The organism is Gloeocapsopsis crepidinum LEGE 06123, from assembly GCF_015207655.1.
Taxonomy (GTDB): domain Bacteria; phylum Cyanobacteriota; class Cyanobacteriia; order Cyanobacteriales; family Chroococcidiopsidaceae; genus Gloeocapsopsis; species Gloeocapsopsis crepidinum.
Map to the genome: position 1 here is coordinate 128096 of NZ_JADEWN010000002.1, position 24289 is coordinate 152384.

18 protein-coding genes and 1 pseudogene are annotated in these 24289 nt (G+C 42.0%); 10 read left to right on the forward strand and 9 right to left on the reverse strand.

Annotated elements, in window-relative coordinates:
* The first annotated feature begins 74 nt into the window (after window positions 1-74).
* The 6 genes from IQ230_RS01500 (at window position 75) to IQ230_RS01525 (ending at window position 6904) form a co-directional block, all read left to right on the forward strand.
* Entirely contained in the window at window positions 75-632 is a 558-nt protein-coding gene (locus IQ230_RS01500; protein WP_193930146.1) for a ferric reductase-like transmembrane domain-containing protein, read from the forward strand.
* 44 nt (window positions 633-676) lie between these two features.
* Entirely contained in the window at window positions 677-1696 is a 1020-nt protein-coding gene (locus IQ230_RS01505; protein WP_193930150.1) for a WD40 repeat domain-containing protein, read from the forward strand.
* Window positions 1697-2041: 345 nt separating this feature from the next.
* On the forward strand, window positions 2042-3538 hold the full coding sequence (locus IQ230_RS01510; protein ID WP_228054485.1) for a vanadium-dependent haloperoxidase: 1497 nt from the start codon (window positions 2042-2044) through the stop codon (window positions 3536-3538).
* A 121-nt stretch (window positions 3539-3659) separates the two neighbouring features.
* A complete protein-coding gene (locus IQ230_RS01515) occupies window positions 3660-4946 on the forward strand; it encodes a S41 family peptidase (RefSeq protein ID WP_193930152.1) in 1287 nt (428 codons plus the stop codon).
* A 193-nt stretch (window positions 4947-5139) separates the two neighbouring features.
* Complete coding sequence (locus IQ230_RS01520; protein ID WP_193930154.1) at window positions 5140-6123, forward strand: ABC transporter ATP-binding protein; 984 nt, start codon at window positions 5140-5142, stop codon at window positions 6121-6123.
* Window positions 6113-6904, forward strand: coding sequence for a hypothetical protein (locus IQ230_RS01525; RefSeq protein WP_193930156.1), 792 nt, complete (start codon window positions 6113-6115; stop codon window positions 6902-6904). The genes IQ230_RS01520 and IQ230_RS01525 overlap by 11 nt, the downstream gene beginning before the upstream one ends.
* Window positions 6905-7004: 100 nt before the next feature.
* Here IQ230_RS01525 and IQ230_RS01530 read toward each other — a convergent pair.
* From IQ230_RS01530 to IQ230_RS01545, 4 genes and pseudogenes are all read right to left on the reverse strand, one after another.
* Window positions 7005-7828, reverse strand: a pseudogene (locus IQ230_RS01530) (IS5 family transposase).
* Between the two features lie 91 nt (window positions 7829-7919).
* A complete protein-coding gene (locus IQ230_RS01535) occupies window positions 7920-8801 on the reverse strand; it encodes a succinate--CoA ligase subunit alpha (RefSeq protein WP_193930158.1) in 882 nt (293 codons plus the stop codon).
* Complete coding sequence (locus IQ230_RS01540; protein WP_193930160.1) at window positions 8798-9985, reverse strand: succinate--CoA ligase subunit beta; 1188 nt, start codon at window positions 9983-9985, stop codon at window positions 8798-8800. The genes IQ230_RS01535 and IQ230_RS01540 overlap by 4 nt, the downstream gene beginning before the upstream one ends.
* Before the next feature lie 185 nt (window positions 9986-10170).
* Entirely contained in the window at window positions 10171-11076 is a 906-nt protein-coding gene (locus IQ230_RS01545; RefSeq protein WP_193930162.1) for an SDR family oxidoreductase, read from the reverse strand.
* Between the two features lie 193 nt (window positions 11077-11269).
* On the opposite strand from IQ230_RS01545, the gene IQ230_RS01550 reads away from it, so the two are divergent.
* Entirely contained in the window at window positions 11270-13051 is a 1782-nt protein-coding gene (locus IQ230_RS01550) for a serine/threonine-protein kinase (protein ID WP_193930164.1), read from the forward strand.
* A gap of 25 nt (window positions 13052-13076) precedes the next feature.
* Here the strand turns inward: IQ230_RS01550 and IQ230_RS01555 are convergent, their stop codons facing one another.
* From IQ230_RS01555 to IQ230_RS01570, 4 genes are all read right to left on the reverse strand, one after another.
* Complete coding sequence (locus tag IQ230_RS01555; protein WP_193930166.1) at window positions 13077-15029, reverse strand: FHA domain-containing protein; 1953 nt, start codon at window positions 15027-15029, stop codon at window positions 13077-13079.
* A 10-nt stretch (window positions 15030-15039) separates the two neighbouring features.
* The gene (locus tag IQ230_RS01560; RefSeq protein WP_193930168.1) at window positions 15040-15522 is read right to left on the reverse strand and encodes an FHA domain-containing protein; all 483 of its coding nucleotides are present in this window, start codon (window positions 15520-15522) and stop codon (window positions 15040-15042) included.
* Between the two features lie 249 nt (window positions 15523-15771).
* The gene (locus IQ230_RS01565) at window positions 15772-17034 is read right to left on the reverse strand and encodes a cation:proton antiporter (protein ID WP_193930170.1); all 1263 of its coding nucleotides are present in this window, start codon (window positions 17032-17034) and stop codon (window positions 15772-15774) included.
* A gap of 50 nt (window positions 17035-17084) precedes the next feature.
* Complete coding sequence (locus tag IQ230_RS01570; protein ID WP_193930172.1) at window positions 17085-17510, reverse strand: hypothetical protein; 426 nt, start codon at window positions 17508-17510, stop codon at window positions 17085-17087.
* A 317-nt stretch (window positions 17511-17827) separates the two neighbouring features.
* Between IQ230_RS01570 and IQ230_RS01575 the strand changes: the two genes are divergently transcribed.
* The 3 genes from IQ230_RS01575 to IQ230_RS01585 all read left to right on the forward strand — a co-directional run bounded on the left by IQ230_RS01575 (window position 17828) and on the right by IQ230_RS01585 (window position 23450).
* Complete coding sequence (locus IQ230_RS01575; RefSeq protein WP_193930174.1) at window positions 17828-20077, forward strand: FHA domain-containing protein; 2250 nt, start codon at window positions 17828-17830, stop codon at window positions 20075-20077.
* Between the two features lie 56 nt (window positions 20078-20133).
* A complete protein-coding gene (locus IQ230_RS01580; protein ID WP_193930175.1) occupies window positions 20134-22176 on the forward strand; it encodes a serine/threonine-protein kinase in 2043 nt (680 codons plus the stop codon).
* A gap of 203 nt (window positions 22177-22379) precedes the next feature.
* The gene (locus IQ230_RS01585) at window positions 22380-23450 is read left to right on the forward strand and encodes a WD40 repeat domain-containing protein (RefSeq protein ID WP_193930176.1); all 1071 of its coding nucleotides are present in this window, start codon (window positions 22380-22382) and stop codon (window positions 23448-23450) included.
* A gap of 17 nt (window positions 23451-23467) precedes the next feature.
* Here IQ230_RS01585 and IQ230_RS01590 read toward each other — a convergent pair whose 3' ends face one another.
* The gene (locus IQ230_RS01590; RefSeq protein WP_193930177.1) at window positions 23468-24250 is read right to left on the reverse strand and encodes an ABC transporter permease; all 783 of its coding nucleotides are present in this window, start codon (window positions 24248-24250) and stop codon (window positions 23468-23470) included.
* Window positions 24251-24289 lie beyond the last annotated feature (39 nt).

The following is a 24289-nucleotide window of genomic DNA, read 5'->3' on the forward strand; positions in this document are numbered from 1 at the left end:
CAATTCAAGATTTGAGGAATAGAGCAAGATAATATCGTCTTGCTTAAAAAATCTAGACATATAGGAAATAAATTATGATTCTCTTAGACACATATTCATTACCTAATTTATTAGGTTTTTTGGCACTAATTAGTTATGTTATCACATTACTTCCCACCATACTTAGGATAGTTTTTCCTCAAACTAAAGCAACAGGTTTGCCACAATGGCTACTTAAATATCGCCGTCTTACTGGAATTATCGCATTTTTTTTAGCACTTTTACATGGGTATTTTCTAGTTGAGAAAAGACAGCTTGACTTCTTCGATCCAAAGACCTTTTGGATTTATTTACAAGGAATATCTACTTTCATAATTTTTACGCTTCTTGCGATAACATCTAACGATTGGAGTGTCAAAAGGCTAAAGAAAAATTGGAAACAACTACATAAACTCACATATATAGCTATGTTTCTGTTAACTTGGCACGTTTGGGACAAAATGTCAGGGCATTGGACATATTTAACACCTATTGGCATCGTGGCGATCGCCGGAATCACGCTTTTGTATATTATCCGTCTCTATATTGAACGCCAAAGTCAACAACAAAAATTGACAAAAACATCTTTGGTGTCAGCTAAAAGCAATAAATAGCAGTACTTGCCATGCGCTGATTCTGTAACAGGAAAACTTTTTCTATGCGGATTAAACCATTTTTTTCAAAAACCTCAGTAGCCTTGGCGATCGCTACTACAGCAATTGTCGCTGGCTTGAGTTACAAGATGTTATCACAATCAAATGGCACGACCATCGCATCTTCGTCTATCCAAGTTCGCACACTCAAAGGACATTCGGTGTGGGTGTATGCAACTGCTATCAGCCCTGATGGCAGAATACTCGCCAGTGGTAGTTATGATGGCACAATCAAGGTTTGGAATCTGCACACGGGTGACTTGATTTACAGTATTAAAGGTCATGCAGATGCTGTGCGATCGCTTGCGATTAGCCCTAACAATCAAATTCTTGTCAGTGGTAGCTGGGACAATCGAGTTAAGTTGTGGAATCTGCAAAGCGGTACTTTAGTAAGTACGTTTAAAGGTCATACTGATGATGTGAGAACTGTTGCCATTAGTCCAAATGGTTATTTAGTTGCAAGTGCAGGTGTCGATCAAACAATCAGATTTTGGCATCTCCAAACACGGAAAGAACTACAAAAGATACAAAATAGGGACACTGTAGAAGCGATCGCCTTTAGTCCTGATGGAAAAACCTTAGCTAGTGGCAACAATGATGGCACAATCAAAGTTTGGCAACTCGACACTCAACAAGAAAGTGTCAGTGCAAGTCTGTTACGCACATTAGCAGGGCATTCTCAAAAGATCTTATCTGTTGCTTTTAGTCCAAATGGGCGTTTTTTAGCTAGTGGTAGTGCTGATCAAACAATCAAGTTATGGCAAGCTGACGATTGTAGAGTTTTGCATACTTTGGTAGGGCATTCAGGACACGTTACATCGGTCGCATTTCAGCCGGATAATCAGACTTTAGCAAGTGGTAGTACAGACCACACAATTAAACTTTGGCGTCCTGCTACAGGTGAACTCTGGAGTAATATTACAGGACACACTAAACCTGTTTGGTCACTTGGCTTTAGTCCTGACAATCAAATAGTAAGTGGTAGTGGGGATGAAACAATCAAAATTTGGTCTATTTCGCGCTAAATTGCCGTTCAAAAGCTACTTTCTAGACGCGATTAAACTGTTCAAAGAATTAAAATTAGTTATTTCCGGAATTTTCCTTCTCAAGTTGAAGAGTAATCTTAGTGAAGTATTCACTTACACTCAACATCTGTAAAACACACACTTAAATTGATTTTAATCAATATTTAGTGTGCTTTGTAGAGGACATTTATCCGAGACGAGAGCTTACATAAGTTCTTAGTTAAATAGGAATTGCAATTACTTTTTTGAGGCTATTAGTCTTGAATAGCTGTAATTTTCTCGTGCAACTAAGTTAGATGTTTTGTGAATGCTTTGTCATCAAATTAGTTAAAAAGAGATGAAACAATGAACAAAATGAACGGTAACATTATCATTTCTTGGAATAACATTTATTTAGAAGCTGTGCGCAGACTGGGTGGTGCGCCTGGTCCACTTTCCCGAATGGGAGCAATGATGCACATTGCAATGTTTGATGCAATCAATATTCTTTGTGACGGTTCATACGAGCAGTATACTAAGTCCAATATCGAAAAAATAGAGGGTGCAGATCCGATAATGAGTGCAGCATATGCCGCACGGAAAGTTTTGCTAGAAACGATTGAGGAACTAATTAAACAAACTGTAAAGAATCAAGGCGGAGTACCGAGTCCTTTTGCTGCGTATCAAGTCAATACAGGTTTCGATGCTGATTCATTTTTGCGCGATTGCATGACGCCCTTTAATATGCCTTTGAGCGCAGCAAATTGCGATCCTTCACGTCAATTTGGTGAAGCAGTGGCTAAGGCGATTTTAACTGAACGTGAAAATGATGGTTCTCAAAATCCGCCACCTTCACCTATGTTGTGCAATGGTTCCAGTAATAGAAATACTGATACTGTTCCTAAGTGTTTTGGTTATGAGGCTGGTGATTGGCGGGAAACTGGTTCAGGACCAGCTGTGACGCCACAGTGGGGTAGAGTCAAATCGATGGGTAGGTGGGATCGCGATCGCATTGATGAATTTTTACCAACGACAGCGTTGAACATCAAAGAGTTTGACACCTATGAAAAATTACTAAAAAGCCGCGATTACGTAGGTCAATTTGATGAAGTAAGGCGGCTGGGTGAAGCGCATTCAACGGAACGGACGCGTGAGGAAACGGAAATAGCATTTTTCTGGGCTAATGACCTTGATGGTACTTACAAGCCTCCTGGTCAACTGTACGTGATTACGCAAACTGTTGCTAAGCAAGAAGGTACTATCGAAGACTTACTGGAAACCGCACGACTTTTTGCGCTGGTTGGAATTGCTATGGCGGATGCAGCAATTGTGGCTTGGTATGTGAAGTATCTATTTCCGAATGAAGAGTGTCCAATTCGTTTGTGGCGTCCTGAATCTGCGATCCGAGAAGCCGATCGCGATCGCAACCGCAATACTTTGCTAGATCCTAATTGGCAACCACTTTCAGCAATGGTTGATGGTACGCGATTTTCACCAGCTTTTCCGGCGTATATTTCTGGTCATGCTACCTTTGGTGCTGCCCATGCGACGATGATGCGACTTTATTATGGACGCGATTCGATTGCTTTTACGGCAACAACTGAAGATCCTCATGCTTTGCGTGACGAGAATGGCATCAAGCTAACTCGTCGCTTTACAAGCTTTACCGAAGCTGCAAGAGAAAACGGTCGCAGCCGCGTTTATCTTGGCGTCCATTACCAATGGGATGCGGAAGGTGGATTTGAATCGGGTTCTAAAGTTGCTGAATATGCTTTTAACAGCGTGTTAAAACAGCAAGCTGAACATTACCAAACATCGACATCTGTTACTGCGAAAACCACCAACGAACCTGTAACAGTGTAGTCATTAGTACTGGCACTAGCTGCAATAGTTTATTTCGCCCGCAGTTTTGGCTGTGGGCTGTCTTAGCTTGAAAAAGCGATCGTGATGGTTCTAATACTAGGTTAGAGAACTGAGAATTTGAATGCAGCAACTGAACCTGACACGCCATATCCGCCTAATTGCGATCGCCTTGATGAGTGCTTTCATCCTATTTCTGTGTGGAGCGATCGCACCCATTCTGCCTACCGTTGGACAATCGCAACCTGACACTTTTGAACAAGTCTGGAAAACCGTCAACGACAACTTTTTCGATCCAAACTTCAATGGCATAAACTGGCAAGAGATCCATGAAAAATACAGAACTCAAGCAAACCAGGCTCGATCAAAAGCTGAGCTTGCAAGGATCATTAATCAAATGCTCTCTGAATTGAGAACCTCACATACTCATTTTTATACCTCAGAGGAACCAGAGTACTACCAAATCTTGGGCATTTTCTTACCTCGCAACCCTGAGTTACAGCAGCAACTGAAGACTGTCCTGCCTGATAATAAACCTCAATACACCGGCATTGGTATTTTCACCAAACAGTGGAATGGAAATACCTTCATCAGTGCAATTCTTGATGGCAGTCCTGCATCCAAAGCAGGGCTACTGGTTGGCGATCAATTGCTGAGAGTCGAGGGGCAACCTTTTCACCCCATTCAGTCTTTTGCTGGCAAAGCAAATCAACCTGTTAAGCTTCTGATTCAACGCTCTCCTATTCCGAGTAGTCAGCAAGAAATTACGGTGACACCTAAAATACTGGATGGAACAACAATGTTTTTGGATGCCATGAAGGCAAGCGTTCAAGTCGTTGAGCAAGCAAGGCAAAAAATTGGCTATGTCCATCTGTGGTCTTATGCTGGTGAACAGTATCAAAAGCAACTTGAAACCGAACTATTCTATGGTCGTCTGAAAGATACAGACACTTTTGTTCTCGATTTAAGAGAAGGTTGGGGCGGTGCTAGGGCTTCCTATCTCAATATATACACGCCTCGAAATATCAGACTAACTGGAACTGCCCGAAATCGGACAACACCATCTACCTCCAGTTCCGCTTGGAGTAAGCCCGTGGTGATGCTTGTTAACGAGGAGAGTCGAAGTGGTAAAGAAATTCTTGCCTATGGGTTTCGCAAATATGAGATTGGTACTGTTGTAGGTGCTAAAACGGCAGGTGCAGTTGTGCAAGGAAACTTGTTTGCAATGAATGATGGCAGTGTCTTATATTTGGCAATTGCGGATGTGTATCTAGATGAAAATCAGCGCATAGAGAGGGTTGGAGTGAAACCAGATATTGAAGTTCCGTTCTCACTAGATTATGCTCGTGGTTCAGACCCTCAGAAAGAACGGGCAATCGCGGTAGCTCTAGAAGCTGTGAATCGGTGGTAAGCACTGCATAGTTGATGAAGTGGACAGACGAAAGCAACTGGTGGTGATGCAAAGTTTATCTGCCGTCGCTTATCTTGGTCGTTAGGCTGCTCAGTTTCAGTCAGGTTGAATGTACCTTTGAGGAGATCTATTGAGAGCTATTGAAGTTCAGGGTTAAACTTTGATAGCTAATCCCAAAATTGCACATTCTGCTATGGTGGCACAATCCGATTTCATTATCACTACCCAAAACTTAACCAAAACCTATGGGCGTAAACCTGTTGTAGACAGGCTGAATTTAGCCGTGCCACGCGGCTCGATTTGTGGCTTTCTCGGCTCAAACGGCGCGGGAAAAAGTACCACGATTAAACTGTTACTTGGGCTTGTAAAGCCGTCTAGCGGAGTTGGTACGGTCTTTGGCAAAGACATTGTGAGAGATAGTATTGCCATTCGAGAGCGAGTTGGTTTTCTGGCACAAGCACCTTACTTTTACGGATACTTGACTGCCCGTGAGACATTGCAATTTGTCGCATCGTTCTTCTTCAAAGGGTCGAGGGCTGCAATCGCCGCTCGCATTGAAGAACTGATCGAACTCGTCGGTTTAAGTGGCAAAGCAGATCGCCCAGTGCGGGGGTTTTCTGGTGGGGAGCGTCAGCGTCTTGGCATTGCTCAAGCAGCGATTAATGATCCTGAATTGATTATTCTTGATGAGCCAGCCGCCGCCCTTGACCCATTGGGGCGGCGCAATGTGCTTCAAATTCTCGAACGCTTTCGGGGACAGAGTACGGTCTTTTACTCCACTCACATTCTCGATGATGTGCAGCGAGTCAGCGACATGGTTGCGATCCTCGAACGCGGCAGATTAGTGGCTCAGGACACGATCGACCAACTGCTATCAGGCGATCGCAATTTGTTTAGTATCACGGTGCGCGGTGACGGACGAACTGTTTGCGATCGCCTAAAACGAGTCCCGTGGGTTAAAAAAACTATTACAACTGAAGTGGGTGTGCTCGGTGTAGAGCATCATACCACCAAACTCCAAGTTCAGGTCACAAATCCCAACGCGGCAGAGACTGAACTCCTACGGCTTGTGATGGCAGACCCTACCATTATCGTGACGCAATTTGGACGGATATCCTATGACCTCGAAGATGTGTTTGTGGATTTAGTCGAGCGAGAACTCAACCATGAGCAATAAAAGCGATGTTCGTCAATCTGGATTGCAGCCTGTCTCGAACCGTTGGTTACGGGGCTTCCGTCCCATTTATCAAAAAGAGCTAGCCCACTGGTTTGGAACTGGGCGATGGATTTCTCAACTGATTATTTGGATGTCACTGACAGCAGTGCCCGCAATCTGGATGACACCCAGCAGCGTAACCAATCGAGGCGTTTCATTCCTGACTCTGTTTCTTTGGTTAGGAAGCACACTTTTGTCGATTGGCACAATTATTCTGGTTCAAGGCACCATTATCGAGGAGAAGCTCACACAGACTTTAATTTGGATTTGTTCTAAACCATTGTCTCGTGCTGCGTTCATTCTGGCAAAATTCGCGGCTTATGCAATTTTCATCGGTAGCATTGCCTTGGGTGTGCCTGCCATTTTTACATACTTTGCAGCAGTATTTGCAGGATTGCCCTCACAAATCTCGTTACTGAACTATCTTGTGGGGGTTTGCATGGTTTATCTGTTGCTGCTGTTCAACCTAGCGTTAACGCTCATGCTTGGGGCAATCTTTAATCGAGTTGGAGCTGTAACCGCGATCGCGCTGTTTGTTTTTCTTGGTGGTGCAAGCTTGAACTCTAATCCACAATTAAGGCGAATTGAACCTTTCACCGTGTGGGCATTGCAAGGCGATGCAACAGCAGCAGTAGTTGGACTATTTTCCAATGAAGCTTGGATCGCGATAAGCAGTACGATCATGCTAACTGTGCTGTGTCTAATGGTTGCAGTTTGGTGGATGAAGCATTATGAACTGTAAAACAGGCTAACAACCGTGCTGCACCGGAACATACCAATCTAATTAGCTGAGGTGCAGAGGTGCGGCGGGTGAAACGGAACGCTAGGACTCTTGCACAAGGCTATGAGGGTAGCTTGAGTTCATAGTTGTATAGACCAGCAATCAAGTTAAAGCGCAAACAGAAATGCTTTGTGCGATTTCTATAGCGGTCAGATAAAAACTTGAAAATATTCAGAGTGCGGTTAACATGCTCACGGATGACTCTAAGTTTAGCTAATTGCCGATCCAAGTGCTTGTCTTGAGCACTGATAATGGCACCCCTGGGTTTCTTCTTGGGTGTGCGGCTTTTTGGATGAATTTTAGCACTGCCTTGATATCCTTTATCTGCTAGACACATAACTGCTGGTTGGAGCTGGACTTGGCTGGATTTAAATCGGGAAAAGTCGTGTTCTCTGCCCTTGCCATAAGCTGTAAAAATGATTTGCTTGGTGAGCTGGTCAACCACGACTTGCGTTTTGAGGGCATACCTTTTTTCTTGCCACTATAGTCCCGTTTCTGTTTTTTTTAGGACGCTCAATCGGGCTTTCAGTCACATCCACTACTACGATTTCTATCTCATGGTTTGGGTCGAGCAGTTTCTTCTTTCCTGGGAGACGCAATTTGTCTGAAGCAATCAAGGTGTCTTCTACAGTGCGAATGATGCGATTGCTGTAGACTCATAAATTCCCCAGCTAGTAGCAATATGACAGTAGGTACGATACTCGCGTAAGTATTCTAACGTCATTAATACTTGGTCTTCTATGCTGAGTTTACTAGGTCTATCTGGTTTCAGCTGTTGTTTGGCTTGCTGCATCACTACTACCATTAGTTTAATATTTCAGGACGCACGCCGCATAAGCGTTTAAAGTCCTCTGGCTTCAAATGTTTGACTTGCTCGTAGGTCATAGGGTTTCCTCCTTTAACCTACTTTTGCCATCTTTCTCTACCCTTTTGCAAGAAGTTTAAAGTTTAAGATAAAAGCTAATCGCTTTTTCGACTACTTAAGTGCCTTTTTCACTAAGCTTGAAATCTGAGAAGGGCGATCGGCAACTGGAACTTTAGCTTCTTTAAACGCCGTCAGTTTACTTTGGGTAGTCCCAATATTGACACCGCGACCAACAACCGCAGCGAGAGTTCCTGTGTGTCCCCAGTGTTTACCAGGCGGGGCATTTCTACCAGCAATGTAAGCAATCACGGGTTTATCAATCGTTTCTGCAATGTAGCGGGCAGCAGTTTCTTCGCTATTTCCTCCAGTTTCTCCAACTAAAACAATTGCCTGCGTGCTGTCATCTTCATCTAAAATTTGCAGCCATTGCAAGAAAGAAGATCCTGTAATTGCATCACTACCAATGCTGACACCGATTGACTGTCCTAAACCTGCTTTGGTTAACTCTGAAGCAATTTCATAAGTAAGAGTACTGCTACGGCTAACGATTCCCACAGATCCAGGAGTGTAAAATTCACTCGCATGAGTTCCTAATAGAATCTTTCCTGGGACAATAATTCCAGGACTGTTTGGTCCGACAACCAAGGTTTCTGTTGCTTCTGCTTTGCGCAGAAGATGCACCATATCAAGAGGGGGAACTCCCGCAGGGATAATAATAATTTGGCGAATACCTGCAGCGATCGCTTCTAAAGCTGCATCGAGTGCTTGATAGGGAGACACTAAAATAATTGTGGTGTCAATCACCCCAAATTCTGCCACTGCTTGTTCTACTAGATCAAACACAGGAATTTCATCAAACGTTTCCCCACTTTGCCCAGGACTGATCGCCGCAATGACATTTGTGCCATAAACTTTCATGCGGGCGGCGTGTGTTGCCATCAGTGGTTCGCAATAGCCCTGGATTACAACTTTACTTTCTGGGGTTAGTTTCATCTTCTTCTTCCAGAGGACTTCGCAAGGCGCGATGCTTGCGCTATAGCTTCATCTAAACTGTTAACGAGTGGAACTTGCACTGTGGCAAGTTGCTCTTTTGCAGAGTCAAAATCTGCACCTGCAAACCGCACAATAACGCGAGGTGAGTATGTTTGAGTACGAGATTTGTTAGTCGTCATCCGTTCTCGACGTTGTACGAAACTGACAATAACTTGCGCTAGTTCTATTGGTGTCGGAACTGTACCGAGAATATTGACTAAGACGACTTGAATATTTTTCTGTTCGCTCAAAAATTCTAGTCCTTGCTGCAGGCGATCCTTAAAGCTTGGTGTTGTTGAGTTCCAACTTCTGCCATGTCCAATGTTGAGACAACTTGCTGGCTGACTTCCTGCATCTGTGAGTAAATCCATTGTTGCCATGACTAAACCAGCGCCGTTACCCAAAACTGCAATGTTACCTGAGGGTTCTACTTCGTCCCAAGTTCCTAACTCTAGCGAATACTTGCGTCCCTTCTCACGCTGTGCCATTTTCTCTGCCATCGCTGCCACATCAGGATGACGCGCGATCGCGCGATCGTTGACGGTGACTTTGCCATCGAGTGCCATCAGTTCGCCGGTTGAACTGACACCGAGAGGATTAATTTCTACTAAATCTAAATCTTTCTGCACAAACAACTGATACATTTTCTCGATGATGCCACTGACTGTTTGAATCAACGGTCCTTGTAGACCCATTTTGATTGTTAAACGTCGCGCATAAAATGGAGAAAATTCTTGCTCAACAACAACTTGCTGTAAAAGTTCGGGTGCTGATTCGACATCAATCCCACCTTGCACAGATCCTAAAAGTAGCGGTCGATGTGCTGCTGCATCCAAAACTACAGCTAAATAAAACTCCTGATCGGCATCGTATTTTGCTTCGGCTAGCAATACTTCAGGTAATTCGCCCAAAATTGATAGGTGAAAGATAGTTTGCGCAGCGGCGATCGCATCAATTGTATTTGTGACAAATCTAACTCCCCCAGCCCTTCCTCTACCACCAACACGTACTTGTGACTTGAGTACCACTGGATAAGGAATCTTTAGCCGCTTAATGTCGCTGGGACGGTCAATACGTTGTGATGGCAAGACAGGTATGCCCATCTCCCGAAACCATTCTTTTGCTTGGTACTCTAATACATCCATGTTTTAGCTTGTAGCACTTAGACTTATGAAGGGTTAGGAGTTAGGGAACGCGCTTCGTAGACCTTCGGTTGAAAAGTTAGTGAAATACTGATTCATACTTTAACGTATCGCCTGAAACCTTATTTGTAATAGCTGATAACTAAATTACTCAAAGTAATTTCAACTCGCATAAATTATACAACTTCCTATTTTTCCCTAAATGCACCACTTTGCCATTCTTTTGCTACCAGATTTATACCATAGAAGTGCTGCCAAAATTTGTCTACTATTTTGATTGGCAATACTTTAGTCATTAAGAATAGCAGGATTCTGCCACCCGTAGCGGCGATGTAACGCGGACGTGGGTTAGGTGCGCTTAAGGCTTTGATCATGACTTTAGCAACGCGTTCTGATGTCCAAGCTTGGCTGCTTGTTTGTTTTTCTAAGTCTTTAAGCTTAGCAAATGCCGCACGATAGGGGCTTTTTTCTGGTGCAGCAATACTTTTCTCTACCGCTTGGGCTGCTGCTGCAAAAAAGTTAGTACTGACAGGTCCTGGTTCAATGACACTAACCTTAATATTAAATGGTTCGAGTTCCATCCGCAAAGCATCACTGACTCCTTCTAAAGCAAATTTAGAGGAACTATATAAACCTCCAAAAGGGAACGCTAGTCTACCTCCTAGGGAACTAATATTGATAATTCTGCCGCCACCTTGGTGCCGCATTTGCGGTATAACAGCACGAATCAGCGCTAGTGGTCCAATGATGTTGACTTGAAACTGCCTTTGAATTGCTTCTGTGGGAATTAATTCTACAGGTCCCATTTGTCCGTAACCGGCATTATTGACTAAAGCATCAATGCGACCAAAGTGTGCGATCGCTTTTTGAGCAAGTGCTTCTGCCTGCTCAATTTTCTCTAAGTCACAGGGAACGACTAACACTTCGGCTCCAGCTTTCCGGCAGAGTGTCGCCAGGGTTTCGAGTTTTTCAAGATTACGAGCTGCGATGACTAACCGAATTCCCATAAATCGTTGCGCTAAAAGTTGCGCCAGCGCTGCACCGATTCCACTTGATGCACCAGTAATAACTACTACTTGTTCTGATAAAGGCATAGTCGATTAAATTTTATTTTGAATGTAAAGTCGTATTACTACTTAAATTCTTTTAATAACTCAGGAATGATTTTAAAATTTTGATACTAACTCTGTCTTATCTCTGAAGTGAGAAGTCAAAGACTTTATTTACATCCATAACATCAAGACTTACAAGTGATAATCTGAAAAAATCAGTGACTAAAAGACAAAGATGTCGCCACTTTTAAACAATCGCTATCTGATAATTAGCTCTCTAGGAAGCGGTGGTTTTGGTAATACTTTTTTAGTAGAAGACACCCATATGCCTTCCAGGCGTCGCTGCGTGCTCAAGCAACTGAAACCCATTAGTAACAATCCTCAAGTTTACCAAGTGGTTCAAGAGCTTTTTTGGCAAGAGGCTGCCATATTGGAAACCCTGGGCGAACAGCACAATCAAATTCCTAAGTTGTATGCCTACTTTGCAGAAGCAGGTCATTTTTACTTAGTCCAAGAACTCATCGAAGGTACAACTCTAGAGCAAAAAGTTCAAGCAGAAGGATTACTTCCCGAAAATTTAGTTAAGGACATCGTAGCTAGCGTTTTATCTGTACTAGAAGTCATTCATGCCAGAAAAATTATTCACAGAGATATCAAGCCTGCCAATATTATGTGGCGTCGATGGGATAGCAAACCCGTTTTGATTGATTTTGGTGCAGTTAAACAGTTAGTCAATATCGAAATCAATTCTCAAGGTCAAACAAGAAGCTTAAGTGTGATTGGTACGCCAGGTTTTATGCCTCCAGAACAGGCAGCAGGTAGACCAGTTTATGCTAGCGATTTGTATAGTTTAGGAATGACGGCAATTTATTTGCTGACTGGTAGAGCGCCTCAACAGTTGGATGTAAACCCGCAAACAGGAGAAATTGGCTGGCGCAGATACGCTGCTAGTATTAGTCCTGACTTTGCGGCAGTATTAGATAAGGCAATTCAACCGCATATAGGCGATCGCTACACTACTGCCCAAGAAATGCAATCCGCTTTGTTACGCTCTGCGCAGCGCTTTCGATTCTCAAGTCCTTTTTCTGGGCAACGTAGAACAAACACGACAAAAACTCAGACTTCAGGTAACAATCAAATTTCTCCAGTAGTTATTGCCATTAGTTTAATCGTTGCATCCTCAATAGCTGGGATTTATGCGATTAACAACTCAGATTTTTCCTCGCCAAAAATTCTTGCTGGTGGACATTCAAGAGAAGTCGATTCTTTAGCTTTTAGTCCTGACGGGAATACTCTTGCTAGTGGTGGTAGAGATTGGAAAATTAATTTATGGAATTCGCGTAGTGGAGACTTACTCAATACTTTTGGAGAAAATAGTAATCGAACTAATATTACTGCGATCGCTGTTAGCAAAGATGGGCAGATTTTGTTTAGCGGTGACTTAAATGGTACTATCAAAATTTGGAATCGTAGTCATAGCAATCGATTTGCTGGCGAACAAAGGCAAGCACATCCTTCAACAATTACTTCTCTAGCTTTTAGGACTTCACCAGATATCCTCGTAAGTGGTGACTCAAATGGTACTATCAAGACTTGGGATGTTATAAATCAAGCTCAGACTTTTCAGCTCCAAGAACGATCTGTGCGCCAAAATCACTCTAGAAATAGAGTTACTGCCGTTGCTATTCATCCCACAGGCAGTAAAACTGTAGCGAGTGGTGACTCTCAAGGATTAATCAAGATTTGGAATATAGATACTGGACAAGAAAATTTTCCTCCCCTACAAGCACACGCCAACACAGTTTTATCAATTGCTATCAAAACTGATGGAAATTTAGTAACTGGCAGTAGTGACGGTACAATCAAATCATGGAATTTACAAGAGAGTCAAGCAACTCTTAATAGCGAAAAATCTTTTAATTATTTAGATACATTTCATTCTCTTGCAATTAGTCCTCAGGGTAATAACTTTGCTGTTAGTAGTAGCGGGCAAATCGAGATTTTGTCAACTCAGTAAACGTGATTGAGAACAAATTCTGAATCTACACAGGCGACTGATTTGTTATCCATTTGCACCATTGGCTAAAAGAACAGAAACAATTTAAACGATGCATTCCAGGGGCGCGCACTGCTGCGAGACTATCAGCGGAACGCAAAGCCGCATATTGCAAACCCAAAAAGCTATCTACTGCCGCATAGGGACCGCCCAGAGTAATTGCTCCCGCAGCATACATACGTCCTTTGCCAGACCGCATTTCTGTGATTTCAAAATCATGAGCAACTGCTAAACGCCCTAAATGATTGAGGGGAAGGTTGTAATGAGTCACGAGATCGTCTAGGAGAGGATTTGACTTTGCTTTCGCCTCTAAACCAGTAGCGTCAATAATAAAGTCTGCTTGCAGCTTGATTTGTCCTTGTAAATCCTTACCTTTAATATACGTGATGGTATTTTGCTGTTCCCTTTCTACCCGTTCTACTTCACCAAAAGTAATTTGATACCAACCTTGACTAATACCTTCTTGTACAATACGTCGCCAGTCAGAACGTGCAGCAGTAGTCGTACCGCCCCAGTCTTTGAGGAACTGCTGGCGCTGTTGAGGGGAAGCATTTTCTAATATAGCTCGCAATTCGCCACCCCAACAGGCTTTGGGCCAGTTAAATGGTTGAAATTCGTAGTGATTTTCTACTTGGCGTTGGGCAGCATCAAATTTGTTACCTTGCGATTTAGGCGATCGCATCAAATGCAAAACAAAAATATTACGGTTGCGCTGTCGCACTTCATAAATACGTTGCACAATTCGTGAAGCGACAATACCCCGACCGCGAATTAATACGGTTCCACCATAACGTTCTAAGTGTTTGTAAACGTGTTCGTGTTGTTCGTAAGCATTAACAACAGACTTAAAGTCTTGCGTTTTTTCGCGGTATTTTTGCAAATCAGGAAGAAACTGAATTGCTGGATATCCGGTTGCTAAGTGTACGTAACGTGCTAACACAATAGCGCGATCGCGGTGGTTACTACTAGAACACGAGTAGGCGATCGCATATCTTTCATCATCTGTTTTCCGAATAGCGCGGACGCGTCCGTAGCGAAAGATTTGATGCCATCCGATGCGCTTTGCTTCTCGATCTATAGAGTCAAAAACATTGCCAGCGCGAGGAGTATAAGTTTCTGCTAGTGTTGGTTCAGCAAACACTTGCCACAGGTATTGCAACGCCGAATTAATTTTACCTTTGTAAAAGTCTCGCCACGCTTCTCGGATTGCATAACTAGGCCAGCCCCAAATATTATCAGGACAAGAATCTGAATTAGAGCGTAACCTTTCGTGCAGAGGAATTTGCGAATTCAAACACAGTCTTTGATAACGCGCATAAGGTTGCTTTTCTAAACCAATTGCGACAATCTGACGAACTTTTACACCAAAAATTCTTAAAAAATCGACCCAAATAAAGCTACCTAATCCTGCCCCGATCGCCACATAATCAATTTGATAGACAGGAAGGTTTGTTGCATATAAATCTCTTACTGAAATTTGCTGCGACTGAAATATTGCTGGAGGAAAATCACTTGTTGCTGTAACAGTCTTGCGTTGAACTTCTGGTTCGGGTAGATCGGTGTCTGGATGAAATGAAATCACTGAATCGGTTTCTAAGCTACTAGCAACAAACGTGACAGCGATCGCATAATTACCCATCTGCAGCTGATCGCCATGATTCAATACACCCCGATTGACACTTATCCCATTAATGAAAGTGCCACTTTGACTTTGGTTTGTTACTACTAATTGTCCTTGTTCAAACAGAATCAGAGCATGAAAGCGAGAAACTTGAGTACTCTCTAATACAAGTCGCGAGACGCGATCGCCGTGAATTGTACTTGGCATTTTAGACAGTTCGCGTCCAATAGCGATCGGCAGTTTCAGTCTTAATTTTTGCTGTTCTTTTGTTGTTGGATCTACCCAATTCAGTTGAATTTGCCTAGAATCAGGATTCATAATCTTTCCTTTAATATTTAGCTGCTAAAACACTTTCTGCTGCTGCCAGGGAAGTACCATCCCAAGGACAGCCTAGATTGAGTCGTTCATAAGGTAAATTACGACGACATTTAGGACAGATTAAACTATAGGTACTTTTTTGAGGCGAACTATTGCCAAAAGATAGAGAAACTGCTAATACTTTTAGTTCTATGTTTCCTAGATAAATACTACTGCCTTTACTTAATGTAACTTCACCTTGAATTAATTTTTTACTATTAATAATTGGAGGATTACTTGCTCTCAAGTTGCGCAGATAAAAGCTATTGTGTTTAGGATTAAAAAAGATTTCTACGTGTAGTGCTGATATTGTTGGATGCTGAATAATAATGTCACACCGCGAAGGATCGCGTCCGATTCGCACAGTGTCTGGGTACTTGCTAAGTGGGCGATCGCGAATTTTTTGAGTGACTAACCGCCCTGCTTGCATCCAACCTAAAGTTAATTCATTCATAGTTTTGATAGTCAATATTTTGATTCGCGTTTTTGGTTTCACACATCAATAGAAAAATATGACTGCTAGAGTTAATGCATATATAGCGATCTTATTTGAATTATGAAAAATTATTTTAACGAACCACTTCAGACGCAGAGGAGCCAGTGCGTTGCGGAGGTTTCCTCCGTTGTAGCAACTGGCGTAACGCAGAGAGAAGAATAAAGGGAGGGCTATAGATCAACGAACTAAACTTGCAATTTGATACAGCTACTTACTTAATAATAGTTTTTCAGCAACGCGCTTGCTAAACAAATCAGTGATTAATGGACCAACTAAGCAAGTGACTACAATGTAAGCAATCACAATATTAAAGATTCCTTCATCAATTAAGTTAGCACTCTTACCAAATACTGCAATAACTAATACCAAAGCAGCACGAGACATTGTTAAACCAAAAACTGTCATCACCTCTGCAAAAGTAAACTTAAAAGCTAGTCCAGCTAACCATGATGCTAAAAACTTAGCACCAATAGCTCCGGCGATCGCAAAACAAGTAACTCCTAAATATTCAGGCTTGGTAAAAAATATCTTAGGATTTGATAAAATACCAACAGTCACTAAGAAAATAGGAATAAATAAGCTATTACCGACAAACTCAACTTGTTTCATTAAAGGACTTTGTAGTGGCACTAAGCGATTAAGTGCAAGTCCAGCAATAAATGCTCCAACAATAGGATCAAACCCTATAATCAAAGTAACCGAAGCGACAACAAATAAGCAGGCAAGAACAAACACGAATTGGCTAGATAATTCGGTATTTTTTTCTAAAAACAAACGTCCTATTTTAGGAATTCCCCAAAGAGAAACTATAACTAATAAAGGCAATAAAAATAAAAGCTTAATCCATAAAAATGCCCCAACACTAGCACTATGGATAGACTGTACAATTGACAGACTTGTTAAAGTGAGAACTGACGTCACAATAGTACCGCCGACTGCAACTGATACTATTTCTTGTTGTGCTATTCCGACTCGCACCACAATGGGATAAGACACGAGAGTATGCGGAGAGTAAATAATTCCTAGAAGTACAGCAGCAAGCAAACTAGAAGTAATAAGCTGACCAGATAAAAAGCCTACATAAAAGGGAATCCCAAATGTGAGTAAACCAAAGATTAGTACGCACAGCCCTAAGCGTTTCATCTTTGTCAAATCCATCTGCATTCCTGCTATGAGCATAATATAAAGCAGACCAAATTTTTCTAACCCTTGCAAAAGTGATTGGCGATGCAAAAGTAATTGTTGAGATTGTTCTAAACCCAAGGAGGATACTCCTACAATACTTCGATCTAAGATACCTAAAATATTTGTACCTAAAACTGTACCCAAAAGAATCAAAACCACTAACGATGGAATTCGTAAAATTGTGGCGATCGCAGGTGCAATCAAAATAGTGAGTAATAAAACTCCAAAAATATAAACTGGATCTATGAGCGGTAGATTTTGATACACATTAAGCATAGCTACCATAATTACTGCATCTAAAATTTCAACAATATCAAGATTTATCTAAAGAAAAATTACAACCACTGTCCACCATGAAAGCGCCAGCGTAGGAAGAGAATTCGCATAATTACTTGCGCAGAAATATATACGCTTAACCACACTAAACTGTAGTGCAACGCGAACCAAAATAGCGAAGTTTCTTGAGGTATTCCTGGTAAATGAAAGATTTTTAAAATTACCGCTAAAAAAGCTGCTTCCCAAATTCCTGCTAATAGTTGTAAAACTCCTGGCCAATCGCGATCCCAACGAAACTTTTGCAGATAGTCATAAACTATATCCCAAGCAATACCAAAGATAGCAACATAACCAAGTACCCAAAAAAAACTGAAACTTGCCTCTGGTCTGAGATAACCCAAAGCAAAAGGCGATGTTACAAACGCACCAATTGTAGCCAACAACAATAACCGAGTTTGCCAACGACCAAGTAAGGTAGGAGTCATAATTATTCTAAGAAATGAAAAGTTTTACAAGTGTATTTACCTTGCCGCGAAATAACTTGTGAATTGAGTTTTCTAGTTGTAAGGTTTCACGTTTTTCACTTGAGAAGTACAAGTAATTTGAAATTAGTATCTTATAGTCAACAACTAAAAGCTTGCAGTTTTGTGCAATTTTGCCGTCTAAAAACTCTGATGCTTATCTTAGGTCACTCAAATATCTTGAAAGAAAAGCAATAGAGAGTGCCGTCTTAGAAAACAGAAAACACTTAGTAATAACTAAATAAAAAAAATCTCCAAACAATGTTTAGAGGATTTTTCTCATGCGTAAAAGATACTTATTTATTGCCATCGTATCGGCAGTTTTACCTTTACTCTTCAAGTCAGCCGCTACTGCACAACAAGTAGTTGGAGACAATGAACGTCTTGCCGCTGAGGCTGAACCTGCTGTAGTACGTATTGTTGATGGCTGCTTTGGTACTTATGTTTATAACAATAGAGAATATGACCAAAGTGCTGGAGGCATTGGTTCGGGTTTTTTTATTAATTCCAATGGCTACATTGCTACAAATGCCCATGTAACTGAGTTTGGTTATAAAGGTGAAAATGCTTGCAGAGAGACTCTTTTTGCCAGATTTCTGAGAGAAGTAGCCCAGCAAGATTCTAGATTAAGCCAGCTTCTTAATAGTTCTAATCCTTTAACTCGTCGAGATGCAGTAGCTTTGATGAGGCAAGAGTCTAGATTGAAAGATTTTGAGTTTGTGCATCACGTTATTCTCCCAAACCCAAACCAAGACCCTGTTGCTTTTGAAATTAAGTCTTATGGTGAAACCACGGGTCAAAATAATGCTAAGGACGTGGCAATTATCAAAATTGATATTGAAAATACACCCAGCTTACAAATGGCGGAAAACTCTAATCGGGTAAGAATTCAAGATCACGTAACAGTAGTTGGATATCCAGCAGCAGCTGATGACTTTGATAGCAACATCTTGAGTAGAGGATCATTTTTTGAAGCATCGTTTACCGATGGTAGAGTTTCAGCGAGAAGAAACCTTGCTAGCGGAACACCTATTCTCCAAATCAGTGCCCCAGCAACAAATGGTAATTCTGGCGGACCTATTCTTAATAACCAAGGTGAGGTGATTGGTATGCCTACATTTACCTTATCGTCTAATGGTCAGCAGGTATCTGGCTTCACTTTTGTTATCCCTACAAATACAATTATGGAGTTTGTTAGACAGGCAGGTACGACTAATGAGCAAGGAGTAGTTGATGAGGTTTACCGCGAGGGGCTTGAATTATTTTTCAATGGTCAATATCAAGAAGCGATCGCCAGGTTTGAAGAAATCAGAAATCTCTTTCGACCGCATTCTGAAGCAGATCGGTTAATTCAGGAAAGTCAGCAAGCAATTAGTACAGGGAGAGGAAGTTCAAGTACGAACCCAACCCCAAGCCCAACACCAACGAATTCTCCAACTCAGATTCCCAGTGATAATAGCGGCTTAAATAACTTTCTTCGTAATATTCCTCCTTGGGGAGTTCCATTCCTAATTGCTTTACTTATAGGAATTCCATCTGTAGTATTGTTGATGCGTCGAAATCGCATATCGAATCAATCTAATCAGTCTACCTACGGTAACAACTACCCACCACCTAACACACCACCAGCCTCACCGCCACCGCAACAGTCGCCAATTCCTCATTTCTCGACGCAGCCGCAAAATTTCGGTAGTGGAAGCTACACTGTGCCGAATGTACAATCTTTTCCGTCTACTGTACGCGAAGGATTCGGTAGTGATACAACCTTTACAACTCAAGTCACACATTTTGGTTCAATTACTTGCACCTCAGGGATACTTGCTGGAAAAACGTTTCCTATTCCTCCTGAAGGACTTTCTATAGGACGCGATCGCACTTGTCAGGTGGTGATTGACGATCCTCGCATTTCAAAAGAACACTTGTGGATTGGATTGCGAAATAATTCTGTCATAGCGATAGATCAGAAATCTAGTAATGGTACTTACTTAAATAAGGCAGGATACCAACGAATTAATGAGGTTTTTCTCAAGCCAGGCGATGAATTAATCCTAGCGGATGGAGTTGTTAAATTCCTTTATAATGCACCCTCAAGCATAGTATCAAATCAAACAGTCGCTGCTGCAAAACAGAACGGCGATCGCACGGTAGTAGAAATAGCCAGACTTGGTACGATTACATGTACATCAGGAGTATTAATAGGACAAAAATTTGAGATTCCGCTAACAGGGCTTTGTATAGGGCGCGATCGCCAAGCCCAAATTGTCATTGATGATAGTCGAGTATCTAAGCAACACCTGTGGATTGTACCGCGTGATGGTCGCGTAGCTGTTGTCGATAAGGGTTCAACCAATGGTACTTATCTCAATCAACTAGGTTCTGAACGAATTAAAGATGTTGTTCTCAATTCTGGAGACACAATTATTCTCTGCGAAGGAGATGTGGCGCGGTTTCAGTACCAAGATGACAAAACGACGATTGAAAATAAACCAGCACTCGCATTGCAACCATCTCAGAATGGCACAGGAGCATAATACCTGCTGTATGTCAACTCAAAAGTAGAAATTAAAACTTGCTGGAGATACAGGCGATGATAGGCAAGATACTAGGCGGACGTTACCGAGTTACTGAAATCCTAGCTGCGGGAGGTTTTAGTGAAACCTATGTTGCTGAAGATATTCATCGACCGCATTATCCCAAATGTGTTGTTAAGCATCTCAAGCCTACTAGTAGCGAACGTGGCTTGCTAGAAAGCGCAAGACGATTGTTTAAATCGGAAGCAGAAACGCTGGAACAGTTGGGTAAAAATGACCAAATTCCTACTTTGTTGGCTTATTTTGAAGAAAATCAAGAATTCTATTTAGTACAAGAGTTTATTAATGGCAATACCCTAAGCGAAGAGTTAATTTCTGGTCAGCCTTGGTATGAAAGCCAAGTTTTGCAATTGTTGCAAGAAGTCTTAAGAATTCTGGTATTTGTACACAGTTATAAACTGATTCATCGAGATCTCAAACCTAGTAATTTAATGAGAAGAAAGGAGGATAACCGATTAGTCTTAATTGACTTTGGTTCAGTTAAGCAAGCATGGATGCAAGTTGTAGCAATGCCAGAACAGACTGGTGCAACGATCGCGATCGGTACTCCTGGTTATATGCCTACCGAACAAGGAAGAGGAAAACCGCGCCCTAACAGCGATATCTATGCACTGGGCATCATTGCTATTCAAGCCATTACTGGGTTACACCCCTCCCAATTGGAAGAAGATGTTGATACAGGTGAAATGCTTTGGCAACATCAGGCACACATTAGCAACGAGCTAGCAGCAATCTTATCGAAAATGGTGCGCTATCATTTCAAAGAACGCTACCAAACAGCAGCAGAAGCACTACAAGCACTCCAGCTCATCATTAACCGAGACAAAATTCACTTGGATACTGTAGTTGTACCATTACCACTCAATACGCCTCAAACACCTGATTCCTCTCAAAAAGCCATTCCAGTCACTCGCGTCAATTCATCAGTACAGGCAAAAATTCCAACACCCTCTACTGTCATTACTGCTGAACCACCACAAAAACTTAATTCGCTGCAACTGACAGTTCTTTCATCACCAACATCATCAAATAAAGAAGCAAAGCCAGAGGTAACAACACTCAATCAATCACTCACTCAACTTAAACTGCAGAAAAATTATCTTGCTACTCTCTTACACAAGCCATATCATTTGTGGTTTGGAGCAGGAATTACTGCTGCAGTGATGAGTTTGGTTGCTGGTTATACTGTATTTTGGCAACCACGAGCAATGAGTCATCAAGCGTTAGAGCAACTGCAGGCTTTAAAAAACCAAGGCAATTACCAAAAGTGCGCTAGTCAAAATCCTACACTACCTAAAGATTCCATTTTCTTTATTCAAGCACAAGCAATCATTCAAGAATGTCAGTTGGCTGAAGCGCAAAAATTAGCAACTAATCGCAGTTTTCAAGCAGCGATCGCGGCAGCTAGCAAAATCCCCCAAGATGCTGCAAATTATCAACAAGCCCAGCACTCAATTGGGCAATGGTCTAACAATATTCTTGACGTAGCCCAAAATCAATATCAGTCTGGCAACCTCAACGAAGCGATCGCGATCGCTAAAGTGATTCCTGCAGATAGCCCAGTTCACAGCAAATCTCAAGCTGCAATTCAGCAATGGCAGCTTGAATGGGAAAAAAATACTTCTCACTGGCAAGCAGCACAAAAAGCTTTAGATCAAAAGAATTGGCAAGTGGTTCTAAACGAAGTTGCAAAAATGGATAGTACTTCGTATTGGCAAGCAAAAATTCAGCCAATTGAGAAAGAAGCAGAAACTCAGATTGCTGCAACTAAACCCAAGCCTCAAGTTGCAAGAACAACGCGATCGCCAGTGACTTCTGCTGCAACCAACACTACACGCAATCGCACCATCACTCGTACGACTAGACAGCCAACCCGTATTACCCGTTCTACTTCCAGACAACCAACGCGTACTGCCGCCCGTTCTACCACTCGTATCTCCAGACAACCAACGCGCTCAAGTTCCAAACCACGAACAGCTGCTAAACCTGCAAATCCTACCCGTACCAAACCTTCTGGATGGAAAGTAGAAACTCGGTAAACAAGGCTTAATCCTCTACAACTTAGAACTTACACAAAATCTCTTTGAATTCCTCATTATCTTTGCGATCTAGCCTTCGGCAACCCCTGCGGGGAATGTGGTTCGTTTCTCCCTACTTTTGCGTCAGTTTCTCAACTCAAAACTCAAAATAGTGCCATCCGGCACGCTACGCGAACAAAACTCAAAACTTTCTTAATTTTATTATGTCTCCAAAAAAACTTTTAATTCACCTGAGTGCTATACTCATAGCTCCAATTTCTGTTCTCCCTAATCCTGTAAGTGTTTTATCTTACCCAGATTCTCAATTCAACCAACTAATAGCTCAAAATTCTCAGCAATCTGCAATTAACCAAGTAAAAACACCTTCTTGGCAAAAAGGAACTGTTAATTTATATACGATTGGCTCACAACAAAACGGGCACTCTCTTCCCGTACGTGCGATCGCCTTTAGTCCTAATGGTCAATTTCTGGCAAGTGGGAGTGCTGATAAAACAATTAAAATTTGGAATTTACAAGCGCAAACTTTAGAGCATACCTTGACTCAGAATGCTGCGCAAATCAACTCAGTTGCCTTTAGTCCAGATGGCAAATTTCTGGCAAGTGGGCATCTTGATGGCAGCGTTAAATTGTGGAATTGGAGGAACGGAACTCTCCTCAAAACTTTAGCCCGACACTCAGATATTGTGACGTCTGTAGTTTTTAGTCCTGATAGTCGAACTCTTGTAAGTAGTAGTGGCGACAAACGAATTAAATTATGGAATGTCGAAACTGGAGATCTGCACCGCGAAATTGCTAGTAAGCAATGGGTTACTACAATTAGCTTTAGTCCTGATGGCACAACTCTTGCTAGTAGCGGTCTAGGTAAAACTATTGATTTATGGAATCCAGACACTGGTAAACTGCTGCGCGTTCTTGGCAAGGACACAAAGCCGATATATTCCATTACCTTTAGTCCAGACGGTCAAATACTTGCTAGTGGTAGTGGAGGCACGACGATTAAACTATGGGATGTGCGAACGGGAAAGGTGCTGCGCACATTAACAGGACATTTACAAGAAGTAACTTCACTTGCTTTTAGCCCAAATGGTCAGTCTTTGATCAGTGGAAGTTGGGACAAGACTGTAAAATTGTGGAATATCCAAACAGGACAAACAATCCGTGACTTTCTGGAAAATAGCCAGCGCATTCTAGCTGTTGCTTTTAGCTCAGACGGAAAAACTTTTGCTAGCGTCAGCGGTGACAGAACGATCAAAATCTGGCGATCGCGAAATTAAATACTTTGATAACACGATCATCTAATCAGTTGTGCCGCAGCATTGAAAAACTGATGACATAGCCCTCGCGTTACCAACAGTGCGGTCATTAAGTTGGCAAAGGCAAGAATAAACAAAACTAAGATTTGGTATGATGCCGCATCAAGCGGATCGACACCACTCAGCAATTGACCTGTAATGATTCCTGGCAGAGTTACAATTCCCACGACTGTCATTTGATTCAAAATTGGTATGAGTCCAGCTTTGATGGCATCTCTACGGTACTGTGCGACAGCTTGTTGGGGAGTTGCGCCTAAACTTAAATGCGTTTCAATTTCTAAGTGACTTGCATTAATTGTACTGACAAGACGTTCTCCGGCGATCGCTGCGCCATTAATTGCACTACCGAAGACAATTCCGGCAAGGGGAATGAGATACTGTGGTTCATACCATCGTAGGGGTTGGATAATGAGCAAATTTGTATAAGCTAACGTGACAGCAGTACTCAGAAAAATTGCTCCCCAGACTAGCGGTAAAACCAAAGGAATCTTTTTACTAATGCGATTGCGAGCAACAATTGCTGCAATTGTGAGCATCACTGCTAAAATCGCCAAAACAGCCCACAGATTGTCTATTGCAAAGACAAATGCTAGAACATACCCAACTACCAACAATTGCAGAATCGTTCTTCCTGCAGCGATCGCGATATTCAACTCTAAACCAATTCTTTCCCATGCAGACAACCCAATGGCGATCGCAATTAATCCCACTGCTAAAACTAAATCGAGTAAATCTAAGCTAATTAAACCTGTTGATTCCATAATTTTCTTTAATAGGGGCGAGGAGTGAGGGGTGAGGGG

Bases quoted from the DNA above. Each gene is read 5' to 3' on its own strand.
- IQ230_RS01535 (WP_193930158.1), bottom strand. From the start codon at position 8,801: ATGAAACTAACCCCAGAAAGTAAAGTTGTAATCCAGGGCTATTGCGAA.
- IQ230_RS01520 (WP_193930154.1), top strand. From the start codon at position 5,140: ATGGTGGCACAATCCGATTTCATTATCACTACCCAAAACTTAACCAAA.
- IQ230_RS01505 (WP_193930150.1), top strand. From the start codon at position 677: ATGCGGATTAAACCATTTTTTTCAAAAACCTCAGTAGCCTTGGCGATC.
- IQ230_RS01570 (WP_193930172.1), bottom strand. From the start codon at position 17,510: ATGACTCCTACCTTACTTGGTCGTTGGCAAACTCGGTTATTGTTGTTG.
- IQ230_RS01525 (WP_193930156.1), top strand. From the start codon at position 6,113: ATGAGCAATAAAAGCGATGTTCGTCAATCTGGATTGCAGCCTGTCTCG.
- IQ230_RS01580 (WP_193930175.1), top strand. From the start codon at position 20,134: ATGATAGGCAAGATACTAGGCGGACGTTACCGAGTTACTGAAATCCTA.
- IQ230_RS01585 (WP_193930176.1), top strand. From the start codon at position 22,380: ATGTCTCCAAAAAAACTTTTAATTCACCTGAGTGCTATACTCATAGCT.
- IQ230_RS01555 (WP_193930166.1), bottom strand. From the start codon at position 15,029: ATGAATCCTGATTCTAGGCAAATTCAACTGAATTGGGTAGATCCAACA.
- IQ230_RS01515 (WP_193930152.1), top strand. From the start codon at position 3,660: ATGCAGCAACTGAACCTGACACGCCATATCCGCCTAATTGCGATCGCC.
- IQ230_RS01575 (WP_193930174.1), top strand. From the start codon at position 17,828: ATGCGTAAAAGATACTTATTTATTGCCATCGTATCGGCAGTTTTACCT.
- IQ230_RS01550 (WP_193930164.1), top strand. From the start codon at position 11,270: ATGTCGCCACTTTTAAACAATCGCTATCTGATAATTAGCTCTCTAGGA.
- IQ230_RS01540 (WP_193930160.1), bottom strand. From the start codon at position 9,985: ATGGATGTATTAGAGTACCAAGCAAAAGAATGGTTTCGGGAGATGGGC.
- IQ230_RS01545 (WP_193930162.1), bottom strand. From the start codon at position 11,076: ATGCCTTTATCAGAACAAGTAGTAGTTATTACTGGTGCATCAAGTGGA.
- IQ230_RS01500 (WP_193930146.1), top strand. From the start codon at position 75: ATGATTCTCTTAGACACATATTCATTACCTAATTTATTAGGTTTTTTG.
- IQ230_RS01510 (WP_228054485.1), top strand. From the start codon at position 2,042: ATGAACAAAATGAACGGTAACATTATCATTTCTTGGAATAACATTTAT.
- IQ230_RS01590 (WP_193930177.1), bottom strand. From the start codon at position 24,250: ATGGAATCAACAGGTTTAATTAGCTTAGATTTACTCGATTTAGTTTTA.
- IQ230_RS01560 (WP_193930168.1), bottom strand. From the start codon at position 15,522: ATGAATGAATTAACTTTAGGTTGGATGCAAGCAGGGCGGTTAGTCACT.
- IQ230_RS01565 (WP_193930170.1), bottom strand. From the start codon at position 17,034: ATGGTAGCTATGCTTAATGTGTATCAAAATCTACCGCTCATAGATCCA.